The 22,288-nt window shown below is 41.1% G+C and carries 21 protein-coding genes; 7 read left to right on the plus strand and 14 right to left on the minus strand.

Annotated elements, in window-relative coordinates; translation table 11 throughout:
* Positions 1-45: 45 nt before the first annotated feature.
* Positions 46-1,248, minus strand: a complete 1,203-nt coding sequence (gene tet(59) / locus ACIPUA_RS12075; RefSeq protein WP_449059708.1) for a tetracycline efflux MFS transporter Tet(59) — start codon at positions 1,246-1,248, stop codon at positions 46-48.
* A gap of 80 nt (positions 1,249-1,328) precedes the next feature.
* On the opposite strand from tet(59), the gene tetR reads away from it, so the two are divergent.
* Positions 1,329-1,931 carry a tetracycline resistance transcriptional repressor TetR gene (gene tetR, locus ACIPUA_RS12080; RefSeq protein ID WP_449059709.1) on the plus strand — a complete coding sequence of 201 codons (603 nt, stop codon included), beginning with the start codon at positions 1,329-1,331 and terminating at the stop codon, positions 1,929-1,931.
* 57 nt (positions 1,932-1,988) lie between these two features.
* Here tetR and ACIPUA_RS12085 read toward each other — a convergent pair whose 3' ends face one another.
* The 5 genes from ACIPUA_RS12085 to frdA all read right to left on the minus strand — a co-directional run bounded on the left by ACIPUA_RS12085 (position 1,989) and on the right by frdA (position 6,054).
* Positions 1,989-2,387 (minus strand): hypothetical protein, encoded by a 399-nt coding sequence (locus ACIPUA_RS12085; protein WP_042846363.1) that lies wholly within the window; start codon positions 2,385-2,387, stop codon positions 1,989-1,991.
* Positions 2,388-2,751: 364 nt separating this feature from the next.
* Positions 2,752-3,105: a fumarate reductase subunit FrdD gene (gene frdD / locus ACIPUA_RS12090; protein WP_042846361.1), complete on the minus strand. Its 354-nt coding sequence runs from the start codon at positions 3,103-3,105 to the stop codon at positions 2,752-2,754.
* A gap of 15 nt (positions 3,106-3,120) precedes the next feature.
* Positions 3,121-3,516: a fumarate reductase subunit FrdC gene (frdC, locus tag ACIPUA_RS12095; RefSeq protein ID WP_042846360.1), complete on the minus strand. Its 396-nt coding sequence runs from the start codon at positions 3,514-3,516 to the stop codon at positions 3,121-3,123.
* 14 nt (positions 3,517-3,530) lie between these two features.
* Positions 3,531-4,265 carry a succinate dehydrogenase/fumarate reductase iron-sulfur subunit gene (locus tag ACIPUA_RS12100; protein WP_004258616.1) on the minus strand — a complete coding sequence of 245 codons (735 nt, stop codon included), beginning with the start codon at positions 4,263-4,265 and terminating at the stop codon, positions 3,531-3,533.
* Positions 4,258-6,054 carry a fumarate reductase (quinol) flavoprotein subunit gene (frdA, locus tag ACIPUA_RS12105; protein ID WP_042846359.1) on the minus strand — a complete coding sequence of 599 codons (1,797 nt, stop codon included), beginning with the start codon at positions 6,052-6,054 and terminating at the stop codon, positions 4,258-4,260. Before frdA ends, ACIPUA_RS12100 begins: the two co-directional genes overlap by 8 nt.
* 821 nt (positions 6,055-6,875) lie before the next feature.
* Here frdA and epmA point away from each other — a divergent pair.
* A complete protein-coding gene (gene epmA / locus ACIPUA_RS12110; RefSeq protein WP_042846358.1) occupies positions 6,876-7,853 on the plus strand; it encodes an elongation factor P--(R)-beta-lysine ligase in 978 nt (325 codons plus the stop codon).
* A gap of 67 nt (positions 7,854-7,920) precedes the next feature.
* On the opposite strand, the gene glpQ is transcribed toward epmA, so the two are convergent.
* Both glpQ and glpT read right to left on the minus strand, forming a co-directional pair.
* Positions 7,921-8,988: a glycerophosphodiester phosphodiesterase gene (gene glpQ, locus ACIPUA_RS12115; protein ID WP_042846355.1), complete on the minus strand. Its 1,068-nt coding sequence runs from the start codon at positions 8,986-8,988 to the stop codon at positions 7,921-7,923.
* A 104-nt stretch (positions 8,989-9,092) separates the two neighbouring features.
* Positions 9,093-10,442, minus strand: a complete 1,350-nt coding sequence (glpT, locus tag ACIPUA_RS12120; RefSeq protein ID WP_042846353.1) for a glycerol-3-phosphate transporter — start codon at positions 10,440-10,442, stop codon at positions 9,093-9,095.
* Positions 10,443-10,881: 439 nt separating this feature from the next.
* On the opposite strand from glpT, the gene glpA reads away from it, so the two are divergent.
* Genes glpA through glpC form a run of 3 tightly spaced genes read left to right on the plus strand, consistent with a single transcriptional unit; the run spans position 10,882 to position 15,015 of the window.
* The gene (gene glpA, locus ACIPUA_RS12125) at positions 10,882-12,540 is read left to right on the plus strand and encodes an anaerobic glycerol-3-phosphate dehydrogenase subunit A (protein WP_042846352.1); all 1,659 of its coding nucleotides are present in this window, start codon (positions 10,882-10,884) and stop codon (positions 12,538-12,540) included.
* The gene (gene glpB / locus ACIPUA_RS12130) at positions 12,530-13,825 is read left to right on the plus strand and encodes a glycerol-3-phosphate dehydrogenase subunit GlpB (RefSeq protein WP_071548627.1); all 1,296 of its coding nucleotides are present in this window, start codon (positions 12,530-12,532) and stop codon (positions 13,823-13,825) included. Before glpA ends, glpB begins: the two co-directional genes overlap by 11 nt.
* Positions 13,822-15,015, plus strand: coding sequence for an anaerobic glycerol-3-phosphate dehydrogenase subunit GlpC (gene glpC, locus ACIPUA_RS12135; protein ID WP_048606099.1), 1,194 nt, complete (start codon positions 13,822-13,824; stop codon positions 15,013-15,015). Before glpB ends, glpC begins: the two co-directional genes overlap by 4 nt.
* Before the next feature lie 318 nt (positions 15,016-15,333).
* On the opposite strand, the gene ACIPUA_RS12140 is transcribed toward glpC, so the two are convergent.
* The gene (locus ACIPUA_RS12140; protein ID WP_048606101.1) at positions 15,334-16,002 is read right to left on the minus strand and encodes a 7-cyano-7-deazaguanine/7-aminomethyl-7-deazaguanine transporter; all 669 of its coding nucleotides are present in this window, start codon (positions 16,000-16,002) and stop codon (positions 15,334-15,336) included.
* Positions 16,003-16,170: 168 nt separating this feature from the next.
* Between ACIPUA_RS12140 and tusA the strand changes: the two genes are divergently transcribed.
* Complete coding sequence (gene tusA / locus ACIPUA_RS12145; protein WP_042846344.1) at positions 16,171-16,425, plus strand: sulfurtransferase TusA; 255 nt, start codon at positions 16,171-16,173, stop codon at positions 16,423-16,425.
* Between the two features lie 59 nt (positions 16,426-16,484).
* On the opposite strand, the gene ACIPUA_RS12150 is transcribed toward tusA, so the two are convergent.
* The 3 genes from ACIPUA_RS12150 to ACIPUA_RS12160 all read right to left on the minus strand — a co-directional run bounded on the left by ACIPUA_RS12150 (position 16,485) and on the right by ACIPUA_RS12160 (position 20,785).
* The gene (locus ACIPUA_RS12150) at positions 16,485-17,420 is read right to left on the minus strand and encodes an Rpn family recombination-promoting nuclease/putative transposase (RefSeq protein ID WP_166686607.1); all 936 of its coding nucleotides are present in this window, start codon (positions 17,418-17,420) and stop codon (positions 16,485-16,487) included.
* Positions 17,421-17,630: 210 nt separating this feature from the next.
* Positions 17,631-20,003, minus strand: coding sequence for a zinc/cadmium/mercury/lead-transporting ATPase (locus tag ACIPUA_RS12155; protein WP_281110756.1), 2,373 nt, complete (start codon positions 20,001-20,003; stop codon positions 17,631-17,633).
* 152 nt (positions 20,004-20,155) lie between these two features.
* Positions 20,156-20,785 (minus strand): lysoplasmalogenase, encoded by a 630-nt coding sequence (locus tag ACIPUA_RS12160; RefSeq protein ID WP_449059710.1) that lies wholly within the window; start codon positions 20,783-20,785, stop codon positions 20,156-20,158.
* A gap of 120 nt (positions 20,786-20,905) precedes the next feature.
* Between ACIPUA_RS12160 and ACIPUA_RS12165 the strand changes: the two genes are divergently transcribed.
* The gene (locus ACIPUA_RS12165) at positions 20,906-21,256 is read left to right on the plus strand and encodes a DUF2500 family protein (RefSeq protein ID WP_042846338.1); all 351 of its coding nucleotides are present in this window, start codon (positions 20,906-20,908) and stop codon (positions 21,254-21,256) included.
* Positions 21,257-21,260: 4 nt separating this feature from the next.
* Here ACIPUA_RS12165 and ACIPUA_RS12170 read toward each other — a convergent pair whose 3' ends face one another.
* Entirely contained in the window at positions 21,261-21,557 is a 297-nt protein-coding gene (locus ACIPUA_RS12170; RefSeq protein WP_042846336.1) for a DUF1145 family protein, read from the minus strand.
* A 10-nt stretch (positions 21,558-21,567) separates the two neighbouring features.
* Positions 21,568-22,149, minus strand: a complete 582-nt coding sequence (gene rsmD, locus ACIPUA_RS12175) for a 16S rRNA (guanine(966)-N(2))-methyltransferase (RefSeq protein WP_048606105.1) — start codon at positions 22,147-22,149, stop codon at positions 21,568-21,570.
* Between the last annotated feature and the right edge of the window lie 139 nt (positions 22,150-22,288).

A 22,288-nucleotide genomic window follows, 5' to 3' on the forward strand; every position in this document is an offset into this window, starting at 1 on the left:
AATCTGATAGGGGTATCATAGCACTTAATATTGATATGCTAAAACTTAGCTCGCTGGTAGCTTCGCTATTTTAACTATCTTTTTGGTGCTTCTATAAAAAGATAAAATAAATACAATCAATAAAACATACATTATCGCACCAATCATCCATATCCAGCCATCCCAACTTGCCAGTGTTTGACCAAAAATAAAGCTAAATAATAATGGGCCGATCACCCCCGTCGTATTGGTTAAGCTGACTAGAACGCCTTGTAGCTTACCTTGGTTAGTTTGATTGACTTGAGCTGACATTAACCCCTGTAAGGCTGGTAGCGCAATACTGCCGCCGGCGAGTAAGATTAATGTAGGGTAAATCATCCAACCCTTTGTCAATAATGACAAAATAATGAATGCTGCTCCATCAACAACAAAGCCCACAATAATCGTCACTTTTTCATTGAATTTCTTGGCGATTGCGCCCGCTACAAATGCTTGGAACAAGGCATGCATGATGCCTAACCCCGCTAAAGATAGGCCGACCTCCATACTGCCCCATTGAAAACGATGTTCCGTAAATAACACCCATGTCGTTGCTGGAATTTGCCCTATCATTTGAGTCATAAAAAAGATAAATAACAATAGTATGACTGGCTTGATCACTTGCAGGAAAGGTCGCGAATTCTCTGCTGTTTCTGTGGTGTTTTTTTCAGTATTTTTGATTTTATTATCTTTAAATATCAACATAATAACTAAAAAAGAGAGCGCATTTAAAATGGCAGCAATAATAAAAGGAAGATGAGTTGAGAATTGCCCTGTAAAGCCGCCAATTGCAGGGCCAGAGATTAACCCGACACCAAAAGCCGCCCCTAAGCGTCCAAACCACTTAGTACGCTCTTGTGAAGCAGTATTGTCAGCAATAACAGAAGCGGCGACCGCACCTGTTGCGCCAGTAAATCCAGAAATTAATCGCCCAACGTATAGCATCCAAAGTGAGCTAGATAATGCAAGCAAAGTGTAATCCACAGCAGCGCCTGCAAGGGATAGTAGTAATATTGGTCGGCGCCCGAATTTATCAGACCATTTGCCAAGTAGAGGAGCAAAAAAAACCTGCATGATGGCATATAGTGCCAGCAGGATACCGTAATGATTTGCTAAATTTTCAGCCAACACGTATTCACGTAACAATGTAGGCAATACAGGCATGATCAAGCCGATCCCCATAGCATCTAGGGCGGTGATCGTTAAAGCGGTGATCGCAAATTTATTCATCGTTTTCTCTCTATCATTGATAGAGTTGGAATATATCCCTATCAGTGATAGAGTGTCAATAGAAAAAAAGAGAGGGCAGTATGGCGCGATTAGATAAAGAAACCATCATCACAGTGGCATTAGAGTTGCTAAATGAAGTGGGAATGGAAGGGCTGACAACGCGAAAATTAGCTCAAAAACTGGGCGTAGAGCAGCCTACACTATATTGGCATGTGAAGAACAAGCGCACATTGTTGGATGCATTATCTGTTGAAATGCTAAAGCGTAATCATCGTCATTCATTACCCACAGTTGGGGAAACGTGGCAACAATTTTTACGTAATAATGCATTGAGCTTTCGTGATGCATTATTAAGTTACCGTGATGGCGCAAAAGTGCATTTAGGGACTCGCCCGAGTTCAGACCAATATGACACCGTAGAAATGCAGTTGCAGTTTATGGTGGACAATGGTTTTTCATTAAAATGTGGGTTATATGCCATAAGCGCGGTTGGTCATTTTACGTTAGGTTCTGTGTTAGAGCAGCAAGAACATATCGCAGCACTTAATGATAGGCAACAAATAGCAGATGATACGATACCTCGACTATTAAAAGATGCTTTGCAAATTATGGATCAAGATGATGGCACAGAGGCTTTTTTATTTGGTTTAGAAGCATTGATTAATGGTTTCGAAAAGCAGTGATAAGGTGTCTGTGTTTTTAGGCTCGCACAATAGGGGGGATTTGTGCGAGTGATGGATTTATTTAGAACATTGTTTTTCAATTTGGCGTTTTTGTTCTACCAATTTTTTAGCTGTTGCCATCGCGAGTTGTTCATCGGCTTGCATTTTTGCCGTAAAAGAATTGAGGTCATTTCCTACTATATCTTTTAACAGCTTATATTCGCGTGGAGCCACACATTTACATTTTTTTTCTACGGCTGCTTTTCTTTTTGCACGTTTTTTATTTACGGAAGACTGGGGTTCACCAGGTGTTGGTAAATAACTGTAAGTATTAGACTTTATGCAATCATTATACAACTCTGTTTCGGTTGGCATTTGGTTGGAAGATTCTTTTTTAACGGAAAAGGAATCAGCCTGTGCGGGTAATACGAATGCACTCGAAATTAATAGTGCAACAAATAGAGTTTTAAATTCCATTTAAATTTCTCCTAACATAAGAATATTGATAAAAATAAAGAATGTGTGAATGCTACCCTTTATTCTTAGAGGGGTATGATTAATACATTGATATTTGATAATTAATGACTTTTCTAAAAGGTAGTATTGATCATAGCAAGTAAGGTTTTGATTTAACTTCAGGTTATTCTGAATGTTTTTTAGCTTTGGAATTATGCAGTTTAAGGTGGCTAAAAGGGTGTATAGGCGTAAAAATAGAAGGTTTTCTTGTTTATAAGCGATGGATAAATATATTCATCTATGATTTAAAAATACCACTATTTAAATAAAAAATACCCCATTACTCAATAGCTAATGGGGTATGTATATTTTGTTAGGTTCGCAATTACAGAGTGAAAACACCGATAACTGCGATCACACTAATGATCGCTGAGCCGCCATAGAAAACCCATTTAGTTGCAGGGACATGGATTTTAAAATCATGCAGTGTATGGTGAATACGGTGCATACCACACCATACCGGCAGAATAATCATCAGTAATAAGAAAACGCGGCCGATAAAGCTTTGGCAAAATGCCATAATGCGTTCATAGCTAAGCATTTCTGGTGCGACACCTAGTGGAATTAAAATCCCTAACAGGATGATAATTGCGGGGCCAATTACAGCACTCCACATACCACCAGCACCAAATAACCCCCAGAAAATCGGCTCATCGGAACGTTTAGGCGTTAGATTCATCAGATTCTCCTTCGATTAAAATAACAATGCGATAGCTAAAATTGCCGCAGTGACGACAATCGTGACAGCCCAAAAGCCTTTAACGATAGGCTCATCAGACATTTTCTTATCTTTAACAATAATACTGACAGCTTTAGGTGCAAGGTTGAACCACGTTGTGGTATGTAGCAGCGTTGCAGCTAACGTAATGATGTTAATAATAAGAATAATTGGGTTACTTAAAAAACCAACAAAGCCAGCCCAAGACTCAGGACCGCTTTTAAGCGCAAACACCCCATACAGGACTAAAATACTGAACCAGACCTGAAGAACGGAGGTGCTTTCACGCATGATGTAAAAGCGGTAAAAACCGAGCTTTTGCCACCAGTCGCCCTTCATTTCTCTGACATAGGGTTTACGTTTCGTAGTCATGACTTCAATTCTCCTTATCGTGGCTTCAGCATGGCGATAACAAAGTCTTGCGCACTGGCAACTTTACCTTGCTGGATAGCGCCTGCAGGGTCGACATGCTTAGGACAGACTTCAGAGCAGTAGCCTACAAACGTACAGCTCCAGACACCGTTGTCACCATTTAACAAGGTCATGCGCTCTTTCGCACCATGGTCTCGGTTATCTAAATTGTAGCGCTCTGCCAATGTGATCGCGGCTGGTCCGATGAACTCTGGGTTCAGTCCAAATTGTGGGCAAGCTGCATAGCACAGACCACAGTTGATACAACCTGAGAACTGATGGTATTTAGCCATCTGTGCAGGCGTTTGTTTATTTGGGCCTTCAGATGGTTTGCGATCATTCCCAATAATATAGGGTTTGATTGCTTCTAAACGCTCAATAAAGTGAGTCATATCAACAACAAGGTCACGCTCGATTGGGAAGTTACCTAACGGCTCAACTTTCATACCTTGTGGGTATTCACGCAGGAAGGTTTTACAAGCCAGTTTAGGGACTTTATCTACCATCATGCCACAAGAACCACAGATAGCCATACGACAAGACCAACGATAAGACAGGTCTGGAGCAAGGTTATCTTTGATATAGCCTAACGCATCTAACAAAGAAGTTTGCTCATCGTAAGGGACATCATACGTCACCAAATGGGGTTCACTATCCGTTTCCGGATTGTAACGCATGATCTCCATTTTTAGGTGTTTCATATCATCCATTAGCTTGCTCCTTCTTCGCCTTATCTTGAGCTTCAGCTTCGGCACCGTAAACACGTTTAGCTGGCTGAGATTTCGTGATTTTCACATCACTGTATTCTAAACGAGGGGAGCCCTCAGGGTTATAGAATGCCAAAGTATGTTTAAGGAAATTCACATCATCACGCTCAGTACAGCCTTCATCTAAACGTTGGTGTGCACCACGTGATTCTTTACGGTTGATTGCAGAGTGAGCCATACATTCCGCCACATCAAGGCCAAAGCCTAATTCAATGGTGTACAGTAGGTCAGTATTAAAGACGCTGCTATGGTCGGTAATTTCGACATTTTTGAAGCGTTCTTTCAGTTCAGCAATCTTATCAACCGTTTTTTGCATTAATTCAGGAGTACGGTAGATACCGCAGCCTTCTTCCATTGAAATACCCATTTCATCACGGATTTTCGACCAGCTCTCTTTCCCTTTTTGGTTCATGAGTTTGCTGAGGTCAGCTTCGATATCACGAGTACGGGCTTCGATAGCATTTGCATTGGCTGGCGTTGCCTCAGCAGCATGGCGGGCAGCTTGTTCACCGGCTAAGCGACCAAATACTACTAGCTCAGCGAGTGAGTTAGAGCCTAAACGGTTTGCGCCGTGTAAGCCGACAGACGAACATTCACCCACTGCAAACAGGCCTTTAATACGGGTTTCAGTATTGTGATCTGTTTCGATACCACCCATGGTGTAGTGAGCCGTTGGGCGAACAGGAATAGGGTCTGTGACTGGGTCAACACCCACGTAGGCTTTCGCCAATTCACAAATAAATGGTAAACGTTCATGCAGTTTTTCTGCACCAAGGTGGCGAAGATCCAGATACACAACATCACCACGGTGTGTGCTAATGGTGCGACCTGCACGCCATTCGTGCCAGAAGGCTTGAGAAACTTTGTCACGAGGACCCAGTTCCATATATTTATTTTCAGGCTTGCCGAGCGGTGTTTCTGGCCCCATTCCATAATCTTGCAAGTAACGGTAGCCATCTTTATTAACAAGGATACCACCTTCACCACGGCAACCTTCGGTCATTAAGATACCTGAACCTGGCAGACCCGTTGGGTGATATTGCACGAATTCCATGTCTCGTAGTGGAACCCCATGGCGAAATGCCATCCCCATACCATCGCCTGTTACGATACCACCGTTGGTATTGTAACGATAAACACGACCAGCCCCACCTGTTGCCATAACGATAGAGTTCGCACGGATTTGAACTTTGGTGCCTTCCATCATGTTAAGTGCAACAAGGCCACGAGCTTGACCTTCATCGACAATGATATCTAGAACAAAATGCTCGTCAAAACGTTGAATTTGCGGATATTTTAATGATGTCTGGAATAACGTATGGAGCATGTGGAAGCCGGTTTTATCGGCAGCAAACCATGTACGTTCAATTTTCATCCCACCAAAGCGGCGGACGTTAACTGAACCATCTGGTTTACGGCTCCACGGGCAACCCCATAGTTCTAGTTGGGTCATTTCTGTAGGGCAATGTTCGACGAAATAATCGACGACATCTTGCTCACACAGCCAGTCCCCACCAGCAACAGTATCATTAAAATGATAGTCATAGGAGTCATGAGCCTGAGTAACTGCAGCTGATCCCCCCTCTGCGGCCACTGTGTGGCTACGCATTGGGTATACTTTTGAGACCAGAGCAATCTTGATATTGGGATTTGCTTCAGCGGCAGCAATTGCTGCACGTAAGCCTGCGCCCCCGGCCCCGATAATCGCTAAATCGGCATTGAAGGTTTGCACTGCGCTTCTCCATTGTTCAAGTGTAAATTGATAAATTCTTTTAAATACTTTTGATAATTAGCTATGTCATTTGTCATTTAACTTTGGGCTAAACGACAAAATATCTGTTTTTTAATAGTAAATAATATAATAGCTAATAATGACTTATCATGCTGTGAATTATAACGAATAGTCCCCAAGATAAATTTGATATAGAGGGGGGTTTTAGCCAAAATTAGCAATAAAGTGTGATCTTGATCTTCTTTTTATAAATTGTTTTTACATTTTATGTTTTTTTAGTTTGTTAACAGTGAATAAAAAGGAATTTCAAATAATTATCATTAAATTTACATACTATTATAGTATATAAAACCAAGTGGAATACTCGGGTTTTATCAACTTTAAGTGAATAATATTGTTATTATCGCTGAATATTTTAATTCATATTGAATATTTATTTGCGAGCGGCTTCACTATTTATTTTGCAGATAAATTTTATTTTATTGTTTAATTTCTAAAATAAGTTGAGAAAGCGAATCGTTTCGTTTTTTTATTAACAGTTGTGTCACATAACATAAGAAATAATCATGTTTTGTGTTCTTTTTATTCTTTTGTTCATTCTAGTACAAGCGGTACCATTTCTACTAAAAAGTAAAGACTTTGCCTAATCGTGTAAAGCAGGTGATAATCAGCATCTCTTTACTCATCTTTAGTGTCTAACACGGCCCGTAAGCAATCATGTTTTTTTACCCAGATAATTATGCTTTATCAGTGTAAATTCATTGAGTGTTGCAGGTGAGGTGGGTACACTGCACGACTAAGTTTATTTTGGAGTCATCTTCATGAGTGATATAGCGAACTGGCAGCCAACCGCCCCCATCGCTAACCTGCTACAGCGCGCAAAAATTATTGCGGAAATCAGGCGTTTTTTTACTGATCGCTGTGTACTTGAGGTCGAAACACCTGCAATGAGTCAGGCAACTGTAACTGACATTCATCTTGTTCCATTTGAAACGCGTTTTGTTGGCCCTGGAGCCGCACAGGGGCTGAATTTATATTTGATGACAAGCCCTGAATATCATATGAAACGCTTACTCGCTGCGGGTAGTGGGCCTATCTACCAATTAGGTCGAAGCTTTAGAAATGAAGAGGCGGGGAGGCACCATAACCCTGAATTTACCATGCTTGAATGGTATCGCCCACATTTCGATATGTACCGTTTAATCAATGAAGTTGATGACTTATTACAACAGGTTTTAGAATGCGAAAGTGCCGAGCTGCTTTCTTATCAGCAAGCATTTTTACGTTATCTGGATATTGACCCACTTTCAGCAGAGAAAAGTGAGTTACGAGAAGTCGCTGCACGCTTAGATTTAAGCAATATCGCTGATAACGAAGAAGATAAAGATACCTTATTGCAGTTGTTATTTACCATGGGGGTTGAACCTCATATTGGTAAAGAAAGGCCGGCAGTGGTTTATCATTTTCCGGCGACTCAAGCTTCGTTAGCTGTGATTAGCACAGAAGATCACCGGGTAGCAGAGCGTTTTGAGGTGTATTACAAAGGGATGGAATTAGCGAATGGCTTCCATGAATTAACCGATGCCAGTGAACAGCGCCAACGCTTTGAGCAAGATAACCGTAAGCGTGCGGCAATGGGGTTAGCTATTCAGCCTATTGATGAGCATTTATTGTCAGCGCTTGAGCACGGCTTACCTGATTGCTCAGGCGTTGCTGTTGGGGTTGATAGGTTAATCATGATGGCATTAAATGCAGAAAAGATTAGCGATGTCATCGCGTTTCCCGTTACTATTGCGTAACAGCGAAATAAACCGTTTCTAATAATGCAGCCAGATGGCTGCATTATTGTTTTACAACCAATAAAAGCTATTTTTGTTGTTCTAGAAATTTAACGCCTAAATCAGGGAAGTCGGTAAAGGCACCATCAACATTTGCTTGGTTATAGATGATGTCATAAAGCTGCTGCCCATCTTTTGCATATTTAGGTAGCTTGTCGACACGAATGGTGAATGGGTGAACTGCCATTTTGTTTTCATGGGCTTCTTTTACCATATCATTCACTTTGATATTAGTTGGGGTAGACTCTTCATCGATTAGCATATGGTAATCAGGGCCAATACCATCAGCGTATGTGGCAATTTCTTTCATTGCACCAGGTTTCATCATCCAGTCGTAATTATAGTTAACCCAAGTACCATCTGGTTTTTGTTCTTGAGTTTCATTCCAGTCCGTGTAAGCGATCAACTGAATTAACTTAAGATCCATCCCCATTTCAGGCATCAATGTGTTTTTAATCCGTTTTAGATCATTTGGGTCAAACGATTGTAGGTAAACATTAGAGTCTTTGTTGGTATAGCCATATGCTTTTAGCACCTCTAGTGTTTTTTTAGTGATATCTTTCCCTTCTTGTTGATGGAACCAAGGTGCTTTAATTTCTGGGTAAATACCAATATTTTTACCTGTGGATTTGTTTAAGCCCTGAACAAACTCAATTTCTTCTTGAAATGTATGAACACGAAAGTCTGATTTACCCATTGGGAAACGATTCGGGTAACTCTGGACTTTCTTGCCATCAACAATATCAAACCCTTCAGTGAATTTAAGAGATTTAATTTCATCCAGCGTAAAGTCTATCGCATAGTAACGGCCATCTTTGCGAGCACGATCTGGAAAACGTTCGGCAACATCTGTAACCCGATCAAGATAGTGGTCGTGTAACACCACAAGCTCGTTATCCTTTGTCATGACTAAATCTTGTTCAAGAAAGTCTGCACCTTGTGCGTAAGCCATTGCTTTAGCGGGTAGAGTATGTTCGGGTAAATAACCACTTGCACCACGATGTGCAATGACGACTTTACCTGAAGCTTGAGCTACGGCAGACACTGACATCACTAAAACCATACTTGCCACCAATGTTTTTAATGGAAAGTTCATGATTATATCTCCTTGGCACTTTAATTGGATAAAAAAAATGGGCTACATCATTTTTTGATATAGCCCACGAGTCTAGCGATTAACAATGAACATTTGATGAATGCTTATTGTGAGTTTGCTAATTCACGTTTATGTTTGCTTTCGCTTAACATCACGATAAACAGTAGAACAACCGCTAATGCTGAACCACCAATCATGACAGCGAAGCCACCGTCCCAACCGAAGAAGTCAACGGTGTAACCGACGATAGCACTTGCCGCAACTGAACCCCCGAGGTAACCGAACAAGCCAGTAAAGCCTGCTGCTGTACCTGCCGCCTTTTTCGGAGCCAGTTCAAGTGCGTGTAAACCAATTAACATCACCGGGCCATAAATTAAGAAACCGATGACCAACATACAGGCCATATCAATATTTGGGTTACCCGCTGGGTTCATCCAGAATACGATAGTTGCGATGGTTACTAAGGTCATAAAGAACACACCTGTTGCACCACGGTTACCGCGGAAAACTTTATCCGACATCCAACCACACAGAAGTGTTCCTGGGATACCTGCGTATTCATATAAGAAGTAGGCCCATGAAGATTTATCCATAGCGAAGTGTTTTACTTCACGCAGATAAGTCGGAGACCAGTCCAAAACACCGTAACGTAATAAGTAAACAAATACGTTGGCAATCGCAATCATCCATAACAGTTTGTTAGGGAAGACATACTTCATGAAGATTTCTTTTGCGGTTAGCTCTTGTTCATCAGACTCTTTATAGTCTGTTGGATAGTCGTTTTTGTATTCTTCGATAGGTGGAAGACCACAAGATTGTGGTGTATCGCGCATTAATGCAAATGCGATAATCGCAACAAGGATAGCAGCCAATGCAGGCATATACAGAGCAGCTTTCCAGTCGTTAAACCATGCCATACCTAACATGAATAGCAATGGCGGGATACCACCACCAACGTTGTGGGCACAGTTCCAAACAGAAACGATACCACCGCGTTCTTTTTGTGACCACCAGTGAACCATTGTACGCCCACATGGAGGCCAACCCATACCTTGGAACCAACCACAAAGGAACAATAGAACGAACATGACCATGATGCTAGAAGTCGCCCATGGTACAAAGCCCATAACTAACATGACTAAAGAGGCTAGGATCAGACCTGCGGGTAAGAAGTAGCGCGGGTTCGCACGGTCAGAGAATGACCCCATGATAAATTTAGAAAAGCCGTAGGCAATTGAAATACCGGATAATGCGAAACCAAGGTCACCTTTTGAAAAACCCTGTTCAACAAGATATGGCATCGCTAACGCAAAGTTCTTTCGGACTAGATAATACGCTGCGTAACCAAAGAAAATACCCATGAAGATCTGCCAGCGAAGCTTACGATAGACAGGGTCTATCTTGTCAGCTGGCAGCCTCTGTATGTGAGGTGCTGGTTTAAAAATGCTTAACATATACGCCTCCGATGGCATGCTAAATTATTTATTCACTCATTCCTTCTCTTTTTAAGAAAATCATTGAGTGTTTATTATTGGTGAAGTAACAAAAACGAAAATAATCGAGTAATTTAAGAGTTTTTATTTTCTTAATTGCTCTAAATTGTAGTCGTTAGAAAACAATTTATCTGTAATCCAACGCACAATTATTGATTTTGTTTATGAGGTTGCATAGTAAATGACATTTGTGAATAGAATGGAACCATAATTGTTAATTATTTTGTGATTTACATCACGTATTTGTTGTTTTCAACGCTAAAAATGTACCAATCACTTTCGTTTTTGTTCCTTATCAAACATTGGTCGCATTTCTGGTCTATATTTAGTAATAGATTATAAAAATAGAATCTATACTTGTACTGATTATAGAAATGTTTATTAATGTGAGGAATGCGACATGAATGGCTCATCTGTGACTGAAACGGATGTCATCATAATTGGTGGTGGCGCAACAGGTGCAGGAGTCGCTCGTGACTGCGCTCGCCGAGGTCTAAGAACGGTTTTACTTGAGCGGCATGATATTGCAACGGGGGCGACAGGACGTAACCACGGTTTACTACATAGCGGTGCACGTTATGCAGTAACGGACAGTGAATCAGCTAAAGAATGTATTGAAGAAAACAAAATATTGAAACGCATTGCGCATCATTGTATTGAGCGCACAGATGGTTTGTTCATTACGTTACCTGAGGATAGTTTAGACTATCAGCAAAAGTTTATTACAGCCTGCCAAGCAGCCGGAATCGATGCAACAGCAATTGACCCTGCTCAAGCCATCCGTCTTGAACCTTCAGTTAACCCTCAGCTTATTGGGGCAGTTCGTGTACCAGATGGAACTGTTGACCCATTTCGTTTAACCGCAGCGAATATGCTTGATGCTAGAGAGCATGGCGCTAAGGTATTAACTTATCATGAGGTTATTGGCCTCATTCGTAACGGGGATACTGTGCGCGGTGTTACCGTTTATGACCATCAAGCAAAAAAACAATACGATATTTATGCGGAAATTGTTGTTAATGCGGGGGGAATTTGGGGGCAAAAAATTGCAGAATATGGCGATCTAAAAATTAAAATGTTCCCCGCAAAAGGGGCTTTATTGATTTTAGGTCATCGATTAAACAATATGGTAATAAACCGTTGCCGCAAGCCTGCGGACGCCGATATTCTTGTGCCTGGTGATACTATTTCCTTGATCGGCACCACCTCAACTCATATTGAATATGACCAAATTGATAACATGTATGTCACGCCTGAAGAAGTGGATATTTTGATCCGCGAAGGCTCTATGTTATCCCCCGCACTGGCGAAAACGCGCATTTTGCGTGCTTATGCAGGCGTTCGCCCATTAGTTGCTAGTGATGATGACCCTTCAGGGCGTAATGTAAGCCGAGGGATCGTATTGTTAGACCATGCAAAACGTGATGGCTTGGAAGGGTTTATCACTATTACTGGCGGTAAATTAATGACTTATCGGTTGATGGCTGAATGGGCTACCGATAAGGTTTGTGAAAAGTTAGGTCATAATGAGAAGTGTACGACTGCTGAAGCGGCGCTTCCAGGCTCACAACATAGCGCGGAAGAAGCATTACGCAATGTTGTTTCAATTCCAGCTCCTATTCGCGGCTCTGCAGTTTATCGTCATGGAGATCGTGCTTCTGCGATTTTAAGCACTGATAGGTTAGATAAAAGTTTAGTTTGTGAATGTGAGGCGGTGACTGCTGGCGAAGTTCGTTATGCTGTTAATTCACTAACAGTAAATAATCTACTTGATTTACGACGCCGTACTCGTGTGGGAATGGGAACTTGCCAAGGAGAATTATGCGCCTGTCGTGCCGCAGGGCTGTTAAATCGCTTTAATGTCACAACGCCCCATGAAACTGAGCAACAGTTAGGTCATTTCTTAAATGAACGTTGGAAAGGCATTCGTCCAATTGCGTGGGGTGATGCATTACGTGAAAGCGAGTTTACCAGTTGGGTTTATCACGGTTTGTGCGGTATGAATGAGGCAACGCTGGCTAAAGCACCTCAGAAGGAGGAGGCGGATAATGAAATATGATGCTGTTGTTATGGGGGGAGGCCTTGCTGGGTTACTTTGTGGTATTCGCCTCACTCAATCAGGTTTGTCATGCGCCATTGTGAGCGCAGGGCAAAATGCCTTACATTTTTCCTCCGGTTCACTCGATTTATTAACCCATTTACCTGATGGACAAGTCGCTGAAAAACCCTTATCGATGTTAAGCGCACTGAAAGCACAAGCGCCAACACACCCTTATAGTCTGATAGGGGAGGCGCAAGTTGCTGTATTAGCGCAAATGGCAGAGTCTATCCTGCAACAAACTGGTATTCGTTTAAAAGGCTCTTGTGAAGAAAATCATTATCGCATCACACCATTGGGTCATAAGCGTATGACGTGGTTAAGCCCTGAGGTTGTTCCTACAGCTTCTTTACATCAAAAAATGGATATAGGCAAAATTGCGGTTGTGGGGATTGAAGGTTTTTTGGATTTTCAACCACAGATGGTGGCTGATGAATTGCAGCGTGAAGGGCTATCAGCAAACGCTCATTATGTGCACTTGCCACTATTGGATCGTTTAAGAGAAAACCCAAGCGAATTTCGAGCTGTCAATGTTGCTCGTTGGTTAGATAGAACCGAAAATATGACGCAAATTATTGAGGAGATTTCGCCTTTAGTTGTTGATGCGGAAGCCGTATTTTTGCCCGCTTGCATAGGTCTTGATAGTGAGGAACCAGTATTAGAGCTACAAAGAAGGTTAGGTAAGCCCCTGTATTTATTGCCAACATTGCCACCATCCTTGTTGGGGATTCGCTTGCATGAATGCTTATTACGTCAATTTCGTCGTCAAGGCGGTATCGTTATGCCTGGGGACAAGGTAACGTCAGTGAATTGTATTAATGGAAGAGTTGAATCTATTCAAACACGCAATCACGGCGATATATCTTTAAAGGCAAAACACTTTGTTTTAGCCACCGGCAGCTTTTTTAATAATGGCTTGGTAGCTGAGTTTGACCGCGTTTATGAGCCACTTATGGAATTAGATTTGTGTGATATTTCTGAACGTGCCAAATGGACAAATAAACAGTTTTTTGCCTCTCAGCCATATATGGCCTTTGGTGTAAAAACAGATGGTAAATTGCGCGCTCAAAAAGGGGGCATAACCATTAACAACCTTTATGTTGCTGGTGCTGTATTAGGTGGTTTTGATCCACTAACCCAAGGATGTGGCGCTGGGGTTTCAATGATTAGCGCATTATTTGCTGCAAATGAAATTATTGGAGAAATAAGTAAAAATGAAGCCATGCAGGCGGAGGTGGCACAATGAGTATTCTCGATACGAGCTTTGAAAGCTGTATTAAATGCACGGTGTGTACTACTTATTGCCCTGTTGCAAAAGTTAATCCATTGTACCCAGGGCCAAAACAAGCAGGTCCAGATGGCGAGCGTTTACGCTTAAAAGACCCAATGCTTTATGATGAAGCGCTGAAATATTGTACTAACTGTAAGCGTTGTGAGGTTGCTTGCCCTTCAGATGTTAAAATTGGTGACATTATTGCACGTGCGCGCAACACTTATAGCCAGCAAAAACCGAAAATCCGGGATGCTATCCTCAGCCATACTGATTTAATGGGGTCGTTATCAACGCCATTTGCACCTGTTGTGAATACGATCACTGGCCTGAAACCTGTACGCCAAATATTAGATAAGGCATTGAAAATCGACCATCGTCGCGAGTTACCAAAATACTCTTTTGGGACTTTCCGTCGTTGGTATTCCAAACAGGCTGCGGAGCAAGCAAAATTTGAAGAACAGGTGGCATTTTTTCATGGTTGCTATGTAAATTACAACCATCCTCAATTAGGTAAAGACCTGATTAAAGTGTTTAATGGTATGAACATTGGGGTACAGCTTCTTAAACGTGAAAAATGCTGCGGTGTCGCATTGATTGCTAATGGCTTTATGAAACAAGCGAAACGCCAAGCTAATGTGAATTTGGAATCATTGCAAGAAACTATCCTTGAAAAGCATATTCCAGTCGTTGCAACATCCTCCACCTGTACGTTTACTATTCGCGATGAATATACCCATGTTCTTGATGTTGATACTTCTAAGATGCGTGACAATATTGAGCTGGCAACACGCTATATTTATCGCCTACTGGAAGAGGGGCGTGAACTTAAGTTGAAACATACCCCATTAAAAGTAGCCTATCATACACCTTGTCATATGGAAAAAATGGGCTGGACTTCCTACACATTAGAGCTGATTAAACGAGTACCCGGTGTTGAGTTGATTGTACTGGATTCACAGTGTTGCGGTATTGCTGGGACTTATGGTTTTAAAAAAGAAAACTATGAAGTTTCTCAAGGTATTGGGGCAGGCCTGTTCCGCCAAATTGAAGACAGTGGTGTCGATATGGTGATCACTGACTGTGAAACATGTAAATGGCAGATTGAAATGTCGACAAGCAAAAAGTGTGAGCATCCTATTTCGCTCTTAGCACGCGCATTATAAAATTCTCGTCATACTTCGCGCTGTGGCGTTGTTAGCTTCATTCGCGACCCCTAGTCATATACTTGTGTATGCCCCTAGGGTTTCGCTCATTTGCCGCCTAGCCACAACACGAATTATTTAGAGAATTAAGAGGAATGAGGCTTGTGTGGTGTTGGCTTCGTTGGTGATTTAACTGTGAATTGAAATATTGAGAATATTCAATAATTAAAAATTATACGGAATATTCACGGAATTTATTGAATTGTAGGGGTGTTATTCTTTGTTTTAGCTCAGTTTAACCCTTTTGGAGATAGCATTTAGCTATCTCCTTTTTTATTTTCAATGTTGACGAATTAATTGCTTTTTATCTGCATTATTAAAGAAGTACTTTAAGATTAGGTTTAACAGAACCCCATAAGCAGGTAAGAAAAACAGCATACAAATAAGTAGTTTAAAGACATAATCAACCAAAGCAATTTCAACCCAATTTGCGGCCATAAATGGGTCGCTACTGCGGAAAAATGCAATAAAGAAGAATGCAATAGTATCAATCAGGTTACCAAAAAACATGGCACAAGCAGGCGCTACATACCAGCGTGCATTTTGCCGTAACCGGTTGAATACACCAACATCTAATATTTGCCCAAGGACATAAGCCATAAAGCTTGCTGCAGCAATACGCGCAACGAATAAGTTAAATTCAAATAAAGATGCAAAACCTTGCCATTCACCTTGGAAAAATAACGCTGAAATAACGTATGAAATCAGTAATGCAGGTAACATTACAGCAGTAATAATTCTACGGGCAAGTGGTGCGCCATAAATACGAACGGTTAGGTCTGTAGCAAGAAAAATAAATGGAAAAGTAAATGCACCCCAAGTGGTATGGAAGCCCAAAATATTAATTGGCAACTGCACTAGGTAATTACTTGAAGTGATAATTAGTACATGAAATAAAGATAGCCAGATTAAGGCGGTGGCTTTTTGCCGCACAGTAAAATCAAACATATTGTACCTTTTTAGTCGCAATGGGGTGAGGGAACCCATGAAATACATCCCTAAATCGGGAATTGCGCATCATACGCTTGTTGCGCAACAAAAGCAAAACTGTTCACTCATCGCGAGCAATTTTATTATATAATTGGCTCATTGATTACTTTGAGTAGAAGCGTTTTTATGTCTGACTTATTTGCAAATGCGAGCAAAACCCTTGACACACTTGGCTTACGTTGCCCTGAGCCTGTTATGTTAGTGCGTAAAACAGTCCGTAATATGGCTGAGGGTGAAACATTGTTAATTATTGCTGACGACCCTGCAACAACCCGCGATATCCCAGGTTTTTGCCGCTTTATGGAACATGAATTATTGGCTGTTGAAGCTGAAACGACACCTTACCGTTATTTATTGCGTAAAAAGGCGGGCGGGTTGTAATATTAAGTATGCCAATTCCTGCCATAAGGCAGGGATTGAGAATATCACTGAAATTTAACTTATGAAGTATGCTGTAAGTCCAATATTTCTTGGTAGCTTAACCCAGTAAGTTGGCTAATTAGTTCAATACTGGCCCCGAGTTCTAAGCCTTTAAGGGCAACTTCATGTTGTTTTCTATTTGTACCGATGTCAATTCCTCGGTTTACACCAATATCAATTCCTTCTTGCATTCCTTGATTTTTTAAGCGTTGTGCAATGTTCATAATTGCCTCTTGGTTATTTTCAATTTGATTGATAAGTTGACTGACAACAATTTTAAAATGAGGTGAATCCATTGTAAGAAATAAGTAATTGAAAATTGTAATAATGTCATCATTGTTATGATAATTATTGTTCATCGCTTGAGCTAATAGTGTAGTCACTTTCTCAACATTTTCTCGTAAATCTTTATGCTTCATTGCTAATTCCATCACGGCAACCTTGCGGTGATTCACCAGTTCATTGTCATCAATAACGGTAATATCAACGACAGGAAATGGTTGGCTATATAAATCATTGGCTATGTCAGGCCAAGGAAAGCAATGGGTCCATGGCTGTGAATACGGGTAGGGAGTGACTTTCCCATGGTAGAACAAGATAGGGACGACTAAGGGTAAATGACGATGCCCTTGTTGTAAGTGCTGATTCATTGCTGAAAATGCATAATACATCATCCTCCATCCCATAAATTTATCAGGTGTTGATTGATGCTCAACTAGCATATAAAGATAGCCTTCGCCCTGTAGTGTTTCCACAGTGTATAAAACATCTGATAACCGAGAGCGAAGTTGCTTATCAATAAATGAAGAATTGGTGATGGCCAAGGTATCAAAATTACATAACTGTTTAATATGCATTGGTAGGTGAATATCAAAAAAATCACGAGCGTTCTCAATTTTAGACATAAAGCCTTTAAATGCAGAGTCATGAGGTGTTGAGCTGTGACTTTTTACCATATTAACCTTCCCATAATTAGCCTTTCCAAAATGTGATGACCATGACTTATTTTCAGGGGATATTCTAGCGGGGTTTGGGATGGAATGGGGGTGAAGTTAGTCCTAAATATTTAGTCAAGATGGCAATTAACATATTGTAATGGTTAGAGTTATTTTTTCTTCTAAAAAACAAACACGCCCCTAAGGGCGCTTTGATTAGCTGATGAAACACTATTTTTTCACTTGAGGTAATTTTACTCGAAGTAACCGTACAGCATTTGCAGTGACCAGTGCAGTTGCACCTGAGTCGGCCAGTACTGCAACCCAAAGCCCAGTGATCCCTAATAAACTGGTTACTAAGAAAACACCTTTTAACCCAAGTGCGATAGCGATGTTTTCACGAATGATTTTTCGTGTCGCACGGGATAACGCAATGATTTCAGCTAATCCGGTTAAGCGGTTGTGGGTTAACGCCGCATCCGCGGTTTCAAGAGCCACATCAGTTCCGCTTCCCATAGCCACCCCAATGCTTGACGCTTTCATTGCTGGCGCATCATTGATGCCATCGCCGACCATCATGGTACTATGGTTACGGTTAAGCTCCATGACTGCAGTGACTTTATCTTCTGGCAATAGCCCTGCTCGGTATTCCATACCTAACTGATTTGCAATTGCACTAGCAGCGCGTGGGTTATCACCGGTTAGCATCACGGCGTTCACATTAAGCGCTTTAAGCATATGCATTGCATCAGTTGCATCATTACGCAGCGTATCTTGCAAAGCGGTTAAACCGATGACACGGCTATCTTCAAGCGTGACAACGACAGTTTTCCCTTCGGCCTCTAGGGCTTCAACTTTACCTTGCCACTCACTATTTAACGGGATATCAAGGCGATTCGGTGCGCTAACAAGAATATGCTTGTTGTTAAGGAAACCTTCAACCCCTTTCCCTGCTAATGCTTTGCGCTCTTGAGCTTCTAGAACTGTTAAAGATAATTCTTCTGCTTTATTAACTACAGCTTTGGCGAGAGGATGGTGAGAGCCAACTTCTACAGAAGCGGTAATTTGCACTAATTCACCTTCAGTCATGCCTTCTGCTGGCACTAAGTTAGTGACATGAGGCTTACCTTCTGTCAGTGTACCTGTTTTGTCCAAAGCAATTGTTGTTATAGTACCTAGTTGCTCAAGTGCTGCACCACCTTTAATTAATGCTCCACGACGAGTTGCAGTGGCGAGTGCCGAGGTTATAGCTGCTGGGGTTGAGATGACTAAAGCACATGGACAACCGATCAACAGCAATGTTAAGCCTCGATATATCCACGTTTCCCACAATGCACCAAAGAAAATAGGTGGAATGACAATCACTAACGCTGAAATCAACATAATGATTGGCGTGTATATACGACTAAAGCGGTCAATAAAACGTTCTATAGGTGCTCGGCGTTCTTCTGCTTCCTCGATCAGTTGTAAAATGCGGTCGATAGCATTTTGCCCCTGTTCTGACACCACTTCCATTTGAACAGCTCTATCAACAGACAAACAACCCGCCGCAACTTTCTCACCAACATTGCGTTCAACCGGAACGGACTCCCCTGTTAGTGCACTTTCATCGAAGCTAGCAAAACCCGAAACCAAAACAGCATCTGTTGGTAGACGACCACCTGGGGCTATTTCAATAATGTCGCCTGGTCGTAATTGCGCAACAGGGATAGTGGATTTTTCCCCATCTTTGATTAAGACCGCATCTTCTGGCACTAAAGCCATTAATGCGCTAACACCTCGTCGTGCTCTACCTGCAGAATATGATTCCAGCATTTCACCTAACATGAAGAGCAAGATAACCATCGCGGCTTCTTCAGTTGCTTGAATGAATATTGCACCGACAGCTGCAACGGTCATTAATGTTTCAATAGCAAAGGGGGAGCCTGTACGAATTAAACGTAACGATTTACGGGCAATAGGGTATAGCCCAAAAAGGGTAGTTAAAATAAAAGCAATGTTACCAATTTGCGGATTGAAAGACTCAATCCCCCAACTAATGGCCATTAAAATGGCTAAGATAATGACGGGTTTAGCTTCACTTAATAAACTCTGTTGAGGAGCAAGGGACGCAGCACTGTTATTACCAACTTCAAGTAATTCATAACCCGCAGCTTCAACAGTAGAACGTACTGCCGTGCTGATGTCAGTATTTGCATCAACAACTAATTTTTCTGTGGCAAACAACACCTTAGCTTGTTTAACTTCATTAATTTGTCTTACTGCGGTTTCAATTTTATTTGCACAACTTGGGCAATCCATACCACGGATGATCCAACTAAAGCGTTGTTTCGCTTCTAGAGTTGGTTCAACGTCGTTAATTGTTTGTGTGTTAAGCCCACAGCTGGTGCCGTGTTGGTGGCCATGACTTGTGTGTTGATGTGAAGAATGCTGATGAGATTCTTCGTCATCGTCAGGATATTCCTTCACATTATTATGTTCATGAGTATGTGAGTCATTACTAACTTTTTTGCTGTTATTCGCAATAGAGGATGAACAGCTGCTATTGCTTGAGCAGCAACTGCTCGTATGCGCATGGGTATCTTTATGTGTATGTGTGTGCATAAGTGCCCCTTATCAAACAAGATATTCTATCATTGCAGATAAGCTTACACTTTGGAGTCTACTCCAGAGTCAAACTAAAAGAGAGGTGCCAATTGATAAAATTCTCAAATAGCATTTTTTATCAATTGGCGTGAGACTTGAATGAGTTGTTGTTACAGATAAATGGCACGAACAATGAAGAATTGTCCAATAAAATAGAGCGCGGCAACAACGGCTTTTGAGGCTTTAAATGGAATACGGAAATGTGCTATTAGCCAAACACAGTTAGATAAGAACAGTAGTGATGCCCCTATCATAATGGAAAAATTATATTTACGAGCTAGCCCAAAGTACTGGTCACCTGCGACCCATGCCATAATCATACACATGATTAACGACGCAAAAACAATAGCCTGTAGATTTTCGAGCTTTCCCCAAATGAAAACAAGAGTAACGGCTGCAATAATCAGAGGGACAGCTAGCCAAGGTAAGAATAGGCCAAAATTTAATTGCATCCCAAAGCTAATGGTATAAATCAGGTAACTCAAGAACATCAATGCGACTGAAGTTAGTAAGCGTTCACTAGATAACATGCGAGAAAGATCCGCTACTAGAGAAACTAATAGGCCTGCTAAAATCAGGTAGTTTTGAATATTTAAATCCTCAGAACTCCACCCCCAGAGTAGTAAGAGTAGCAGTGTAATAGGGCGAAATAACCAACGTTGCCACCCTGGTCCTCGATAGGCTGCATCGACATACAACCAACCGGAAAAGAGTACAGCGAGGAATGGCCAACTAATCATACACATATCCTTATAAGTTCAATGAGTGAAACTACAGTGATTAGGTTACTTAGATAACGTGTCCTATTTATATAAATAAGATAAACTACAGTTACTGACTTTTTAAACAAAATTCACATTATGAATAAGCCAATATTACTGATTATCGTTCTTGCGATCATTGCTGTTTTAGCAACAAAGCGCTTTTTTGACCAACGCAAGCAAAATGAAATTAATGATAACTCTTTGCCTGTGACTTATTTAGTTAAAGTCGATAATAAAAAAGATTACCCTTACCCTAACATGCGTTCTAGAGAGCGAGATGTTGTCTCTCCAGAAACTTTTCGTTATGAAATTTATTTCAAAACGCTATCAAGTGGTGAAATAATCAAAACTATTGTAACGGAAGAACAATACCAAGACGTTGAGTTAGGCCGCGAAGGTAAACTTATTATGCAAGGTACGCGGTTTGTTCGTTTTGAGCCAGCCTAGGGCCTTATTGGCCGGACTGTTTTTTCTTTGCTTCTTCCAACGCGGCTTTGGTTTTTTTCTGCATAGCTAGCATTTCAAAAACCCCAAAAAAGAAAATTCGTAGTTGAACTAAACCTGAGATTTTCTCCCCTTTAGGGAGGGTCGCTTTAAGAAAGATAGTTTGCAGTGCATGCATGAAAACCATAAACACCATTGCAATATCCATAAAGTATTTCAGTGGCTTAGGGAATGGGTGAATAAGGTTAAATACCATAAAGCCCCAAACACAAATCATCAGCAGGCGTCCAATGTTAATAAACATGTTTTTTTCCCTAAAGTAAAGTTCGGATGAAAAGACGATAAGCAACTTGCCCAGCTATTTTTTCGCGGTGAAGTTGCCAATTCGCTGGAATGTCAGTAAGTGGTGACTCCGCTTCTGACTCAATGTATACCCAGCTTTCTTCTGCTAACCATTGGTTTTTTTCTAATAATTGAATGGTTTCATTAAGTAACCCTTTTCGAAATGGTGGGTCAATAAAAACCACATCAAAAGGGGCCCCTGATTGGTTTAGTATATTAAGGGTATTATTATTGACAACAGAGGCATTATCGGCTTGCAAGCGGGTTTTATTTTCGGCTAATAGCTGTGCGTTTTGTTTATCAAGCTCAATAAAGGTTACAGTCTGGGCAAAGCGAGAAAGAGCCTCAAAGCCTAAAGCCCCGCTTCCTGCAAAGCAATCTAAGCAGCGAGCATCACGAATAACAGGCATTAACCAGTTAAATAAGGTTTCTTTTATTCTATCTGTTGTTGGGCGTAAGCCTTCACTATCGCGAACAGGTAGTTTTCTGCCTCGCCATTTTCCACCAATAATTCGAATTTGCCCTAAAGGGGCTGATTGTGGTTTTTTTGCCATAATATTTATTGCTACTTAGCTGGTTTATGTACTTAAAATTGATTGTTACTATTGTATACCTGTCAGACGATAAGTTGCAGTGTTGTTATTCCTTATTGGTTGGATTTCAATTATAGCGTTTTATTTTCACAGTTTTAAC

It is taken from the genome of Providencia sp. AGC89 (genome assembly GCF_053543535.1).